Source organism: Streptomyces sp. NPDC025721, assembly GCF_055558595.1.
Window position 1 is genome coordinate 15723 of record NZ_JBVHMF010000007.1, and the last position, 13384, is coordinate 29106.

Consider the following 13384-nt stretch of genomic DNA (forward strand, 5'->3'; position numbering starts at 1 on the left):
CCCGGCCGATCAAGGCATTTGCGGGGGAAGCGCACTTCCGGCAAGCCGGGCGCGACCGTAGATTCTGCGCCATGACACAGCGGACATCCCAGCTCAGCGCCACCCCTGCCACCGCCGTCGGCCCGGTCCTGCGGGTGCCGCCGGCAGCCCCCGCCGACGCCGCCGCGTACTTCGCGGCCTCCCTGGCCTTCCACACCGACGTCTCCGATGTCGCCGCGTCACTGGAGGCGGCCCGCGCCACGGGCGGCGACCCCGGCTTCGTCGTGCTCGACTCCCGCTCCACCGAGTCCTGGGACCAGGGCCACATCCCCGGCGCCGTCCACCTGCCGACCGCGCGCGTCCCCGAACTCGCCGCCGAATTCCTCGACCGCGACGTCCCGGTCGTCGTCCACTGCTGGGGCCCCGCCTGCAACGGCGCCACCCGCGCCGCCCTCGCCCTGGCCGGCCTCGGCTACCGGGTCAAGGAAATGCTCGGCGGCATGGAGTACTGGATCCGCGAGGGCTACGCGTACGAGACGGCCGACGGCCCCGCCCGGCGCGCGGCCGACCCCCTGACCGCGCCGGTCGGCGCCGACGACTGCGGCTGCTGACCCCGACGTGCGCCTGTTCGGCCGTTCAGTCCGGCAGCGACGTCAGCTCGTACGCCCACAGCTCGCCGCGGTCCGCGACCCGCACGAAGCCGACGCGCTCCAGAACGGCCTGCGACGGGCGGTTCGCCGGTTCCGTGGTGGCGAGCACCACCAGCACACCCGGCTGCGCGAGCGCCCACTGGCACAGCACCCGCGCCGCGTCCGTGGCCCAGCCCGCGCCCCGCCCCGACTCCGACAGGTCGTACCCGATCTCCACCGCGCCGCCGTCCGGCGGCCCGTGGAACCCGGCGCCGCCCAGCGCCACCAGGTCGTCACTGCGCTGTATCGCGAAGACGCCCCAGCCCGGCCGGTAGACGCCCGCCGCGGCGGCGGCCACCGTCATCGAGGCCGCGCCCACCGTGCCGTCCCCCGGCACGCCGTCGACCCACACCAACCCGGCGGGCTTGCCGTCCGCCAACAGCGCCGCGTCCTCCGGAAGCTGCTCACGCAGGGTCAACCGGCCCTGCGTCAGCACCAGCCGTCCACCGTCATGGGAAGCGTGCAACGTCATCGAGCCGTACCGCCTTCTGCGAGCTGTCGTCCCGGCGTCGAACCGGAAGGCAGCAGCGTAACCGCCTCGCGCGGCGACCCCGTGCCGAGGGCCGCGCCCGGCTTTTCCGCGGGCGGGGGGAACCGCGCGACCGGCCCACACGGGGCCGCGGGCACAGGGTCGCCCCGGTGGGGCAGACGCTGTTTCGCGACCACCGGACCGGTGGGGGCCGAGCGCGCGGTTCCCCCCGGCGCGCCTTCGGGGCACAGGTCTCCCCGGGCGGCGAGGCGGGGCTCGCGTCACCGGGAAATGCCCCGACCGGAGGTCAGAGCGCCGAGATCTCCGCCACCAGGTCGTCGAGTCCCAGCGACCCGAGCGACAGGGCCGCCATGTGCCACGCCTTGGCGTCGAAGGCGTCGCCGTGCGCCGCGCGAGCGGTCTCGCGGCCGGTGAGCCAGGCACGCTCGCCGAGCTTGTAGCCGATGGCCTGGCCGGGCATGCCGAGGTAGCGGATGAGCTCGCTGTCGACGAAGTCGGCGGGCCGGCCGCTGTGGAGGCCGAAGAACTCGCGGGCCAGCTCGGGCGTCCAGCGCTCGCCCGGGTGGAAGGGCGAGTCGGCGGGGATGTCCAGTTCGAGGTGCATGCCGATGTCGACGATGACGCGGTTGGCCCGCATCATCTGGGCGTCCAGGTACCCCAGGCGCCGCTCGGGGTCGGTGAGGAAGCCCAGCTCGTCCATGAGGCGCTCGGCGTACAGCGCCCAGCCCTCCGCGTTGGCGCTGACCATGCCGACGGTGGCCTGGTAGCGGGACAGGCTCTCGGCGACGTGCACCCACTGCGCGATCTGGAGGTGATGGCCCGGCACACCCTCGTGGTACCAGGTGGAGACCAGGTCGAAGATCGGGAAACGGGTCTTGCCCATCGTCGGCAGCCACGTACGGCCGGGACGGCTGAAGTCCTCCGAAGGACCGGTGTAGTACGGGGCCGCCGCGCCGCCGGGGGGCGCGATCCGGGACTCGACGCGCTTGACCCGGTCGGCCAGCTCGAAGTGCGTACCGTCCAGCGCCTGGATCGCCTCGTCCATCAGGCCCTGGAGCCAGTCGCGTACCTCGTCCACGCCCTCGATGGCGGTGCCGTGCTGGTCCAGGTGGGCCAGCACCTCCCAGGGGGACTTGTCGGGCAGGATCTTCGCGGCCTCGGCGACCATCTCGGCGTGGATGCGGTGGTATTCGGACCAGCCGTACGCGTACGCCTCGTCCAGGTCGAGGTCCGTGCCGTTCCACAGCCGGCACCAGCGGGCGTAGCGCTCGCGGCCCACGGTGTCGGACGTGCCCTCGGCGGCGGGGGCGTACGTGTCGCGCAGCCAGTCGCGCAGGGCCGCGTAGGCGGCGGTGGTCTCGGCGGCGGCGGCGTCCAGCTCGGCGCGCAGCTCCTGCGGCCCCTCGGCGACGAGCGCGGTGAACCAGCTCTCCCCGCCGTCGTCGCCGATCCACTCACCGATCTGGCCGATGACCGTCGACACCTGGCGCGGGCCCGCGTACAGCTTGCGGGACAGGCCCTCGGCGAGCGCGGCGCGGTAACTGTCGAGCGCGGCCGGGACGGCGCGCAGCCGGGCGGCGAGATCGGCGTAGTCCGCCGCGGAGTCGGTCGGCATGAGGGTGAACGCGTCCCGGACGCTGTGCGCGGGGGAGCTGAGGTTGCTCACCGCGCGCAGGTGCTCGTCGGCCGCGTGCACGGCGAGTTCCGCGCTCAGCCGCTCGCGCAGCAGCCGCGCGCACCGCCGCTCGGCGTCGCTCTCGCCACCGGGCCGCGCCTCCGCCTCGGTCAACCGGTCCAGCGTGGCACGGGCCAGCGCGGCCAGCGCGTCGGCGCCGGCCGGTGAGAAGTCCGGCAGGCGGCGGGCGCTGCCGGGGGTGCCGAGGTAGGTGCCGAGGACCGGGTCGAGAGCGAGGAGATCGTCGACGTAGGTGTCGGCGACCTGGCGGGGCAGAGGGCTGCTGGTGATATTGGACATGGCGCCATCCTGGTACGAGACCGGCCCTCGCGTCACCACCATTGTGTGCGTGGTGCCTTACGCCTGGGGCGTACGCCGCAGCTGGGGGCGTGTTCCCCGGCCCTCGCGCCCCGCGGAACAGCCCCGCCGGGCCCGTACGGATCGGACCGTCCGGGTCACGGCGTGGGCGGCAGCAGCGGGCCGCACGCCCACTGCTGGAAGATCAGCCGCGTCTCGACCCGCGCGACCTCCCGCCGTGAGGTGAACTCGTCGATCACCAGCCGCTGGAGATCGGTGGCACCGGTCACCGCGACATGCACCAGATAGTCGTCGGGCCCGGTGAGGTGGAACAGGGCGCGGGACTCCGGCAGCGCGCGGACGCGGTCCACGAACGGTGTGATCAACTCCCTGCGGTGCGGCCGTACCTGCACCAGAAGAAGCGCCTCCAGACCGCGGCCCAGCTTCGCCGGGTCCAGCCGCAGCTCGTGCCCGAGGATCACGCCGCCGCGCCGCAGCCGGGCCACCCGGTCGAGGCAGGTCGACGGCGCCACACCGACGGCCGCCGCGAGGTCGCGGTACGTGGTCCGGGCATCGTTCTGCAGCAGCCGGAGAATCTCCAGATCCACCGGATCCAGCGCGACGGAATCAGACATCGGGCGAACGTAGCACGGGCGTTCTCCCACGACGCCCGGCGAGCGTTCAGCCTGGAGCACATGGAGACGACAGCAGCAACGACACCGTCCCGGCCCCGCCTGACCCTGGCCACCGAGGCCGTGCACGCCGGGCGCGAAGACCTCGCGGCCCTCGGCGTGCACGCCGTGCCGCTCGACCTGTCCACCACTTACCCGTCGTACGACAGCCGCGCCGAGGCCCGGCGGATCGACGCCTTCGCCGCCACCGGTGAACAGCTCGAAGGCCCGCCCGTCTACGCCCGGCTGGACAATCCCACCACCGCCCGTTTCGAGACCGCGCTGGCCCGGCTGGAGGGCACCGAGGCCGCGGTGGCCTTCGCCAGCGGGATGGCCGCGCTGACCGCCTGCCTGCTGGCGCGCGCCGCCGACGGGCTGCGCCATGTCGTCGCCGTCCGACCGCTGTACGGATGCAGCGACCACCTGCTGACCGGCGGACTGCTCGGTACCGAGGTGACCTGGACCGACCCGGCGGGCATCGCGGACGCGATGCGGCCCGACACCGGTCTCGTCATCGTCGAGACGCCCGCCAACCCGACGCTCGCGGAGGTCGACCTGCGGGCCGTCGCCCACTCCTGCGGCACCGTGCCGCTGCTGGTCGACAACACCTTCGCCACGCCCGTACTCCAGCGGCCCGCCGAATCCGGCGCCCGGATCGTGCTGCACAGCGCGACCAAGTACCTGGGCGGCCACGGCGACGTGCTCGGCGGCGCCGTGGCCTGCGACGAGGATTTCGCGCGGCGCCTGCGCAAGGTGCGGTTCGCCACCGGAGGCGTCCTGCACCCGCTCGCCGGCTACCTCCTGCTGCGCGGGCTCTCCACCCTTCCGGTACGCATGCGGGCGGCCTCCGCGACCGCCGCGGAACTGGCCCGGCGCCTCACCGCCGATTCCCGCGTGGGCGCCGTCCACTACCCGCGGATCGGCGGCGCCATGATCGCCTTCGAAGTCCTCGGCGACCCCCACGCCGTCATCGGCGCCGTCCGCCTCATCACCCCGGCCGTCAGCCTCGGCAGCGTCGACACCCTCATCCAGCACCCCGCCTCCATCAGCCACCGCATCGTCCCCGAGGCCGATCGCTCCCGCTCCGGCGTCAGCGAACGGCTCCTCCGCCTTTCGGTCGGCCTCGAAGACGTCGACGACCTCTGGTCCGACCTGACGCTCGCGCTCGCGTCCTCCACTACCTCGGCCGCACCCGGCGTACGTCGCATCGACGTCTGACAGCGGTCTCCGCTGACGCAGGAGGGTAGGCCGGGTTTTTAGGGGCGCGGGGAACTGCGCGCTCAGCTCGCGCGGTGGCACGTCTGAGAACCGGCCCCAGTGGGGCAGTTGCTGTGTGTTTTCGGGCTGACAGCCCGGTGGGGGCGGGCCGCGCAGTTCCCCGGAGGGGCTTCCTCAAAACGCACGTGACGTGCGGGAGGGGTAGGCGGACCATGGAGAGCATGTACGCGACGACTATTGCTGGCGATGACGGCGGCGGGGGCCGTGCGGGCGGGCGCGGTCGTGGTCGGGGTAGGAGGGCGCGGATTCCGGCGGGGCCGGTGACGGCTTATGACGGGTGTGGGAAGTGTCTGGTGGCGGTGCGCAGGCTGAGCCGGAAGAAGGACGCGACGTCGTCGCCGGAGAAGCAGGAGGCTCAGGACCTCAAGGCGGCGGCGAGTGTCGGTGGTCACATCATCGCTTGGGCGGACGACTGGGAGGTGTCGGGGGCCACGGACCCGATGACCCGTCCGGGGTTGGGGCCGTGGCTGCGGGGTGAGATGGGGCAGTATTCGGGCATTGTGGGGCCGAGTGTGGACCGGATCGGCCGCAACCAGCGGTGTGTGCTGAACACCGCGCACTTGATCCACGGGCAGAAGAAGCTGTTGGTGACGGACGGGCACGACGGCCCGTGGAACTTGGACGACTCAGCCGACGAGGTACGTCTTTCCATCGACTCTCTCGGTGCCCAGATGGAGCATCGGGCCATGCAGAAGCGCAACCGGGATGGGGCTGTGACGGCCCGGACGTTGGGGAAGCCCAACAACGCACCGTCGTACGGCTTTCAGTACGTGCGCCTGGTTCCCATGGGCAGGGTCGATCATGTGGAGTTGCACGCGGGGGCGGCGGAGACGGCCCGTGATGTGGCGAAGCGGCTGTTGACCGATGAGACGGGAAAGATCACTCCGTATACGGAGGCGGCGCGACTGACGAGGGCAGGGGTGCTGTCGCCGTCCGACCATATGGCGGTGATGTACGGCAGGGAGCCGGAGGGCATTCCGTGGTCGGCGAAGTCGCTGATCTACGTGCTGACCAATGAGGCGTCTCTGGGGTACCTCACGCACCAGGGCCGCCCGGTGTTGGACGAGCGGACCGGTCAGCCGGTGCGGTTGTGCGAGGGTCTGTGGGATCGGCCCACGAGGGACCGGCTGGTGGAGAGGTGCAAGCCGTTGAAGCCGCAGGCGCGTACGGAGCCGCGTGCGCCGAAGGGGACACGGCTCGGTTCGAAGCTGGGCACGTGCGGGAACTGTGGGCACGGCGTGACCGTGGGCAGCCGTGGCGCGGAGGGTCCGTCTTATCGGTGCACCGGCCGGGCGAAGGGCGTCAAGGGGTCGGAGGACTGCGCGCCCGCACCGTCGATCAAGCTCAGCATGGCGGACGAGATGATCACCGAGTGGTTCCTGTCGCAGTACGGTTCGGGTGAGATCGCGGAGAAGGTGTGGGACCCCGGCAGCGGGCACGGGTCGCGGATCGGGGAGCTTAAGGCGGACCGGGCGCGGTTGCGCGCGGACCGGATGGCGGGTCTGTACGACGACGAGGACGATGCCGAGTGGTACCAGACCCAGTACACCCGCATCGGGAAGGAGCTCAAGGACTTGCGGGCGCTCCCGGACCGTCCCGCAGGCATGCGGATGGTGTCCACCGGCAAGACCGTCGCCCAGGCATGGACCGAAGCCCCGGACGACGCGGCACGGCGTGAACTTCTGGCCAGCTACGACGTGCGTTTCGTCCTGTTCCCCCAGGGCGCCAAGGAACGGCTCACGCTCACCGGCATGGACATGTACGCCGTGGCGCTGGCCGCCTAACGGCCCCGCACGACACGGAGGGTCCCGGCAGGCAGCAACCCCGCATGGGACCCTCCGCAATACGTCACCGCCCCCTCAGATGGCGGGCAGCACCAGCACCGGAAGCCGATGAACGGCGTACATCCCCGTCAGCGTCCGGATCTCCACCCGCTTGATGATCAACCGCGTCCCGGCGTCCCGCCCACCCGCCCCGGTCGCGGCGTCGTGGCCGCAGGTGCGTGTCATCTGGTCGATGGTCCACGGCGCGGGAGAGAATTCGAACCGGCCAAGGCCGGTACTGCCTTCCAAGCAGAACCCCAGCCGGTTGCCGCTCCTGCTATTGATGGCCACCCGCACGGAGTCAGCGTCTGTCACGACTTCCAGTCCGCCCCCAGCGGCCAACGGCACCGGACGGGGCATGCCACCCAGCAGCCGGGCAACCTTCGCGGCGACGTTCGGATCGCCGGTCGTCACCCGCCACGTCCGCAGCGCTTCAACCCGTCCGCCGTCCACGTACGCAGAGTGGAACTCCCCGACGACCAGCGCCTCAGCCATCGGGCCCACCACCCCACGCCGACGCGTGCAGTCGGGCGATCTCCCGCAGGACCGCCAGGTCATCCGCGATCCCGGCCGCGATCTCCGCCGCACCGGGAGTGTGACCGGAGCCGACGTAACGCCACGAGGAGTGCGTCACCAGCCCGACCCCGGAATCGTCTGGCTCACCCGTCCGGAAACGTGAACGAGCGGCCCGCAGAGATCCATAAGTCGTCGAGTACAAGCGGGATTTGGTGAGGCAGTGGCCCCGGTAGCCCAGCGCGTGAGCCCAGGCCCGCAACCGCAAGTGCGCCAGTTCCGGCAGACCGCCCAGCCGCCAGCACGTACCCATCAGCGCCCGCAGATGAGCCGAGACCGCCGCCAGGTCGATGGCGGCAGCCGAGGCCACCCGGCGGTCCAGCCCCCCGGTGTCGCCAAGGCTCTTGGATACGTACTTGGCGACGTATGCGGCGACCGCTTCATCGGTGATGGCCGAGCCGTCGCCGAACGCCCGGATCGGGTGTACGTCTATTTGTACGCCCCACCGGAACACGTACTCGCCGAGCGCGGACGAATGCCGCATCGCCACGCGCACGCCAGCGGCAGCGCTGCGGACAACCTCTGCCAGGAGGGAAGCAGTTGCCCACGACGGAGGAGGCGTATCCGGTCCGTCCGGACCGTCGAGGCGGATCACCGCGTGAACGTGGACCGCGCCACGCCGCTGGTACTCCACCACCTTCGCGAACGACACCCGCAGATGCTCGTTCAGCGCCGCCTGACTGATCCCCGCAGCGGTCGCCAAGTGACGCCGGATCGCCCGGCAGGTACGGTTCCACAGCTCCCCGGCGTGCGCGTGCCACAACGCGTGGGCGGGGTAGTCGTAGCACTCACGGCACAGTGGCTGACCGATCAAGCGGTCGTCGTCAGCATGGACGTTCCCGCAGGCGACCGGCCGACCGTGCTCACACTCGCCGCCATCACGTCGGGGTCGGCAGCGCTCCGGGCCCGCACGGTGCACCGTGCCGAACGACGGGGCGGTGAGGGTGACGAACAGCCGGGGATGCTCCACCACCCGAGCCGGAGTTCCCTTGCCACCCAGCAGTCCGGCGCGCACCAGATGGAAGGTGTCCCCGGAGTGCTCACGGGAACACGGCGCGCAGACCGATGTGCGGCGGTTGCGGCATCGAACCGCCAGCCGCCCGCCAGGCTCACCGGCCGTGTCGTAGTGCCGCACCACCAGACCCGTAGAAGGGTCTGCCGTAGTGGTGTGCCCGGACAGGTACACCGGGTGGGCACAGCCGCCTGTCGCCCGGATCTGCTCACGCCAGCGCCGGTAACCGGGCTCATTGGCGAGCCGGACCAGATCCTTTTCGGTATCGCTCAAGTGCCGCAGGCGCTCCGCCAGGTCGAGCGCGGAACGCCGTGCGGCACGGTCGTACAGGTTCACAGCCATGACGGCGGAGCCCTTTCGTGCCGTGCGGACAGGACCGAGATCGGCATGACAAGCCCTCCTTTCCGTACCGGTTGAGCTGCGATGATGACGGAATCCGCCCGCCGGCCAGCACGGCCAGCACGGCCAGCACGGCCAGCACGCTCAGCGACGAGGCGGCTTACGGGAACGCGGATGACGACGGCGCCAGGTGCGGCGGCAGTACCGGCAGCGCACCAGACGCCCACGCCGCCGGTACTCCCGCTGGCGCCCGCAGATCGGGCAGCGCGGCGGCTCACTCTCAGGCACAGGGCACCGCCCCTCAGCCCTGAAAGCGGTCGAGGATCCACTGCACCAGCTCCGAGACCATGAAGACCGCCGGAGTCAGCGCCACGTAGAACCCGAACAGCGCGATCAACGCCGCCTGCCACCAGGGCACCTCACGGGACCGGACGAACAACACCGTGATGATGCCGAGGACCACGACCAACGACAGCGACGCCGATTCCGAGGTCACGACGACTCACCTCCCCCGACCGCGTGAACCAGCCCCGGCATGGCCGGGGTGCTCTTCGCGTGCATCAGGGCCGTCAACCGGGCTTGTTCGGTGGTGGTGTGGGTGGACCGGACCCGCAGCCAGCTCCCGCCGACCGTGGCCACCGCCACCCCGCGTTCGTCCTCACCGATCGACTGCGCGACCGCCACCGCGTCCGGCCACAGATCTCCCAGCGCCATCAACGCCGTCTGCTCGTCATGAACGCGATGACAGACCCGGCCGCCGAGCTGTGCACGCAACGCGGTGACACCGGAACCGAGTTCGGATCCCACCCGCTGCCCGGCAACGATCAGGTGGAGACCCAGAGCTGCCCCGAGTTGAGCCAGCCGCAGGAGTGCCGTGGAGCACTCCGCCACCTGTTGTTTGCTCGCCTTGCTGCCGTCCGACAAATACAGCTCCGCCAACTCATCGACCAGGACCACCAGCGGCACCGGCCGCACGTCCTCCGACAACTCCCACACCGAACGCACACCCGCCGCCCGGCACTTCGCCATGCGGTGCCCGATCTCGACCGCCAACGCCCCGAGCAGTGAGGCCGCTTCCTTCCGGCTGCTGGCCAGCGCCGACAGCCGGGGGCCGAACAACGACAGCTCCAACCCGCCCTTGCAGTCGATCCCGACCAGCGCCACCGGCTGAGGAGCCAACTCCGCCACCCACGAGGCCAGAAGCGTGGACTTGCCCGACTGCGTAGCACCGACCACCAACCAGTGCGGCACCGACCGCAGATCAACCGTCCACGCCCCGCCGTCCTCCGTACGGCCGACGACCGCCGACAACAACCGCGACGGCTTGCCAGCCGGAACCGTCCTGCTCTCGGCCAGCGGATCACGCGCCGTCGCCGTGATCGTGACCCAGCCCCGCCGAGGCGAGACCACCCGCACCCCGTAGACCCGCCAGTCATGCGCCATCGCTTCGGCCGCCGCCAGATACAGCGCCGGAGTCTGACCCGGCAGCATCCGGATACGCAGCCGCAGACCCGCCCGCGTCAGCCGAGGCAACCCCAGACGCGGCACCGAAGGACGCAGCGGACTCCCGCTGACCATCAGGTCACCCGCAATCACCGCATGGCGCGGCCGGTTGGTCACCGCCAGATCCGTGGCGATGCACAGCCGCCGCCAGGTCGTCACCATCCGCCCGACCGTCAGAGGAAAGCCGCCCAGAACCCAGCCCCACGCGATCCCGTCCAGCCAGCGCGGCAGCGGGTACTCCCACACCGGCTGCATGAGCAGCACCACACACAGCCCCGCCGTGACCAGCCAGACGATCAACTCCCACGGCATCACGAACCACCCCCGTCCACCGCGTCACCCGCACCCGGCGCGGCATCAGGGGCGTACTCCGATGCCAGCAAGAACCGCGCACGGCCCGCCGCGAACGTCGCATGCCGCACGATCAGCCGCAGCATCACCGGCACGAAATCCCGGTCATGCCCCGCCACTTCCAGCAGTAGACCCGCCCCGGTCATCGCGTCCAGATCACGGCCCAGCCGCGCCAACTCCGCATGCACCTCACTCACGACCGCTCACCCCCGCCACCGCCGCGTTCGCCGTTTCCATCTCCGCCAGCACGCGCGCCGCCGAAGCCGCAGCCTCGCAGTCCCGCGCCACCCGCAGCAGCGACAGCCGACGCGTGCCCGGATCCAGCGGAGCAGCGGCGACCTCACCGAGCACCGCCAGACGGTCCATCAGATCCAGCCACGTACCCGCCATCACCCCTCACCCCCAGGGCCAGCCTTGGCCTTGACCGCAGCAGACAGGGACGGAGCCGACACCGAAGGCCCCGACCCCGGCGCAGGAGTGATCGCCGTCGCCCGGAACGAGGTGCCGGACCGGTCGCCCATCTGCCACTGGACCGCCGTGAGATCCCTGACTTCCACGCGCATCCCCGCGTCCAGCCCGCGTGGCTGACCAGGCACGGCCACTTCAACGGTGTCCGCTTTCCGTCCTTCCGCCTGCCGGATGACCAGCCCCACGACATAGACCGTGTTGCCTTCCCGGTCCACCCTGATCTGGCCCGTCTCCGGATTCACACGCGGTTCCGGAGGGACCACACACAAGATCGCCCCCAGCCGCGACACGTCCACCGGGATGGATTGCATAGGCGTACACACCCTCTCCGTCGATCACGACAAGCACCGGACACCTGTCCGGTTAGATACTTGTCCTAATAGGTTGCGAGTGTGCGCCGCTTGACCGCAAGAGGCAAGCACTTATCCTGACAACCGACGGGTAGACATGTACCTAGCACGACCCACTGACACCCGACTACGACACGGAGACACGGGAGGCCAGCCCACATGCCGGACGAGACCGCCAAAGCGGTACACCTCTACGAGGCCGTAGCTATCAGGCTCGCCGAGCAGATCAGCCAGGGCCAGTACCCGCCCGGCAGCATGCTCCCCAGCGAGACCGACCTCATGGCCACGTTCGCCGTCTCCCGGCCCACCGCACGCGCCGCCGTCGCCGAACTCCGGTCGATGGGACTGGTGGAGAGCCAGCGCGGCAAGGGGTCATTCGTACGCCAGGCCGCCCAACAGGCCACCGTCGACCAGACGATCACCCGACGCGGGAAGCGTTTCTCCTCCTACGGGGCCCAGTTCACCGAGGCCGGACCCGTACGGGTCGCCCGCACCCACGTCACCACCGACGAGGCCGCGATGATCGGCCACGAGGACCAAGCGGCTTTCTCCGTCTACCGGTTGCTGCACGACCCCACCACCGGAACCCGCGCCACACACCGGGGGCTCGTCCCCTTCGACTTGGCAGCCCGCCACACTCAACTACACGAAGACCCCAACGCCGGTCCTGACGACATCTACGGACTCCTCACCGCCGCAGGCCACAACCTCACCTGGACCGAGTACGTCACCGCACGCCCCGCCACCCCCGACGACCGCGCCGCCCTCCAACTCCCCGACGCCCCGTGGCTGCTCGTCGCCCACCGCGTCACCCACTCCGCCGACGAAGGCCCGCTCCTGCTCGAAACCCTCACCGCCAGCGCGGAGAACGCGCGTCTCGCCTACCACCTGACAGCCGCCCGAGCACCCGCCGCAGCCCGGTCGGTCTAGATCTTCTCTACTTACTCAAGGGCGCGCCTGCGGCGCGCCGGGCGGCCCTGCCGCCCTCCGGCCGGGCATGCGGCCTGACGGCCGGTCCCGTCCGGAGCGGCACCCGCCCGCACGAGCCCGCAGCCCCCTGAACAGCACAAAGCCCCCTCTGCCTCGCCGGCCAGGAGGCCCATTTCATGTGCACGCGTCACCGCGTGCACGTCTTCGCGTGATCTCGCGCGGCGAACTTCGCGGGAGTGATTCCAGGAGCGAACGCGTCCAGCTTGCAGCCGGAACATGTCACCCAATGGCCGCCGCGCTCATCCTCTTCGACCCGGACCTTGCCACGCCCGCCCTGGGTACGCCACGCCGCGCCGACCGTCTTCCGCCTCATCGCTCAAGTCTCCCCGCTCAGGAGTGCCCAGGAAAGGACGCCGTCAACTGCGCCTCCACGCGGACCGCAGGCTCGCAGACATCTAACGATCGCTTCCCCCGCAATGGGCAGTACGGCGAATCCGGGATCGTCCCCATGTCCACATGCGCCAGTACCCACGTGATCCAACGGACCAGTTCCGGTGACCCCTTGAACCGCACACTGCCCGAACCCTCGACAGCCGTCCCCGCCGCCACCCGGAACACCTCCTCAGGAACCCCCAGGCCCGTCAGCAGTTCCCGGAACTCCCTGGCCGCCTCATCCGCTTCCACCCACCCCGCGATGGCCTCGACCCCGCTGACCCACGCCGTCTCGACGAGGCCGTCGTCCCACCGGCCCGACCCCGACCCATCCCCGTCGCGCATGACGCATGCACCCATCCCGCCACCCGGCATATGCCTGACACGTGCCGGTGTACGTCGTAAACAATGGTCTTTGCGAAAGCGAACCGTAGCACAGAATGACGATACGACAACCGTACGATGCGACGAGGGGCAAACTTGGCACACTCACGCCACAAACACGCAGGACCGGCCCTCCCGCA

15 protein-coding genes are annotated in these 13384 nt (G+C 70.8%); 4 read left to right on the top strand and 11 right to left on the bottom strand.

All coding sequences use genetic code 11. The features are described 5' to 3' along the window. Positions 1–71 precede the first annotated feature (71 nt). The gene (locus tag ACZ4EF_RS12460; protein ID WP_391045195.1) at positions 72–590 is read left to right on the top strand and encodes a rhodanese-like domain-containing protein; all 519 of its coding nucleotides are present in this window, start codon (positions 72–74) and stop codon (positions 588–590) included. A gap of 25 nt (positions 591–615) precedes the next feature. Here ACZ4EF_RS12460 and ACZ4EF_RS12465 read toward each other — a convergent pair whose 3' ends face one another. The 3 genes from ACZ4EF_RS12465 to ACZ4EF_RS12475 all read right to left on the bottom strand — a co-directional run bounded on the left by ACZ4EF_RS12465 (position 616) and on the right by ACZ4EF_RS12475 (position 3765). Beyond that, positions 616–1140, bottom strand: a complete 525-nt coding sequence (locus tag ACZ4EF_RS12465; RefSeq protein WP_355341268.1) for a GNAT family N-acetyltransferase — start codon at positions 1138–1140, stop codon at positions 616–618. A gap of 304 nt (positions 1141–1444) precedes the next feature. Beyond that, a complete protein-coding gene (locus ACZ4EF_RS12470) occupies positions 1445–3133 on the bottom strand; it encodes a DUF885 domain-containing protein (protein WP_467504196.1) in 1689 nt (562 codons plus the stop codon). A gap of 155 nt (positions 3134–3288) precedes the next feature. Then, a complete protein-coding gene (locus ACZ4EF_RS12475) occupies positions 3289–3765 on the bottom strand; it encodes an Lrp/AsnC family transcriptional regulator (RefSeq protein ID WP_355341262.1) in 477 nt (158 codons plus the stop codon). A 60-nt stretch (positions 3766–3825) separates the two neighbouring features. Here ACZ4EF_RS12475 and ACZ4EF_RS12480 point away from each other — a divergent pair, with 60 nt between their 5' ends. Together ACZ4EF_RS12480 and ACZ4EF_RS12485 are read left to right on the top strand one after the other, a co-directional pair. Beyond that, positions 3826–5019: a trans-sulfuration enzyme family protein gene (locus ACZ4EF_RS12480; protein WP_467504198.1), complete on the top strand. Its 1194-nt coding sequence runs from the start codon at positions 3826–3828 to the stop codon at positions 5017–5019. Positions 5020–5372: 353 nt separating this feature from the next. Further along, entirely contained in the window at positions 5373–6863 is a 1491-nt protein-coding gene (locus tag ACZ4EF_RS12485; protein ID WP_467504200.1) for a recombinase family protein, read from the top strand. A 75-nt stretch (positions 6864–6938) separates the two neighbouring features. On the opposite strand, the gene ACZ4EF_RS12490 is transcribed toward ACZ4EF_RS12485, so the two are convergent. From ACZ4EF_RS12490 to ACZ4EF_RS12520, 7 genes are all read right to left on the bottom strand, one after another. After that, positions 6939–7397, bottom strand: a complete 459-nt coding sequence (locus tag ACZ4EF_RS12490) for a hypothetical protein (RefSeq protein WP_467504202.1) — start codon at positions 7395–7397, stop codon at positions 6939–6941. Next, positions 7390–8829, bottom strand: coding sequence for a replication initiator (locus tag ACZ4EF_RS12495; RefSeq protein WP_467504204.1), 1440 nt, complete (start codon positions 8827–8829; stop codon positions 7390–7392). Before ACZ4EF_RS12495 ends, ACZ4EF_RS12490 begins: the two co-directional genes overlap by 8 nt. A gap of 298 nt (positions 8830–9127) precedes the next feature. Then, a complete protein-coding gene (locus ACZ4EF_RS12500) occupies positions 9128–9322 on the bottom strand; it encodes a hypothetical protein (RefSeq protein WP_467504206.1) in 195 nt (64 codons plus the stop codon). Continuing rightward, on the bottom strand, positions 9319–10629 hold the full coding sequence (locus ACZ4EF_RS12505) for an FtsK/SpoIIIE domain-containing protein (RefSeq protein WP_467504208.1): 1311 nt from the start codon (positions 10627–10629) through the stop codon (positions 9319–9321). The genes ACZ4EF_RS12500 and ACZ4EF_RS12505 overlap by 4 nt, the downstream gene beginning before the upstream one ends. A gap of 11 nt (positions 10630–10640) precedes the next feature. Next, on the bottom strand, positions 10641–10877 hold the full coding sequence (locus ACZ4EF_RS12510) for a hypothetical protein (protein WP_467504210.1): 237 nt from the start codon (positions 10875–10877) through the stop codon (positions 10641–10643). Continuing rightward, positions 10870–11070 (bottom strand): hypothetical protein, encoded by a 201-nt coding sequence (locus ACZ4EF_RS12515; protein ID WP_467504212.1) that lies wholly within the window; start codon positions 11068–11070, stop codon positions 10870–10872. The genes ACZ4EF_RS12510 and ACZ4EF_RS12515 overlap by 8 nt, the downstream gene beginning before the upstream one ends. Then, positions 11070–11459, bottom strand: coding sequence for an SCO3933 family regulatory protein (locus ACZ4EF_RS12520; RefSeq protein ID WP_467504213.1), 390 nt, complete (start codon positions 11457–11459; stop codon positions 11070–11072). Before ACZ4EF_RS12520 ends, ACZ4EF_RS12515 begins: the two co-directional genes overlap by 1 nt. A 198-nt stretch (positions 11460–11657) precedes the next feature. Here ACZ4EF_RS12520 and ACZ4EF_RS12525 point away from each other — a divergent pair, with 198 nt between their 5' ends. Continuing rightward, the gene (locus tag ACZ4EF_RS12525; RefSeq protein WP_467504215.1) at positions 11658–12428 is read left to right on the top strand and encodes a GntR family transcriptional regulator; all 771 of its coding nucleotides are present in this window, start codon (positions 11658–11660) and stop codon (positions 12426–12428) included. A 390-nt stretch (positions 12429–12818) separates the two neighbouring features. On the opposite strand, the gene ACZ4EF_RS12530 is transcribed toward ACZ4EF_RS12525, so the two are convergent. Then, positions 12819–13205 carry a hypothetical protein gene (locus ACZ4EF_RS12530; RefSeq protein ID WP_467504217.1) on the bottom strand — a complete coding sequence of 129 codons (387 nt, stop codon included), beginning with the start codon at positions 13203–13205 and terminating at the stop codon, positions 12819–12821. Positions 13206–13384: the final 179 nt, after the last annotated feature.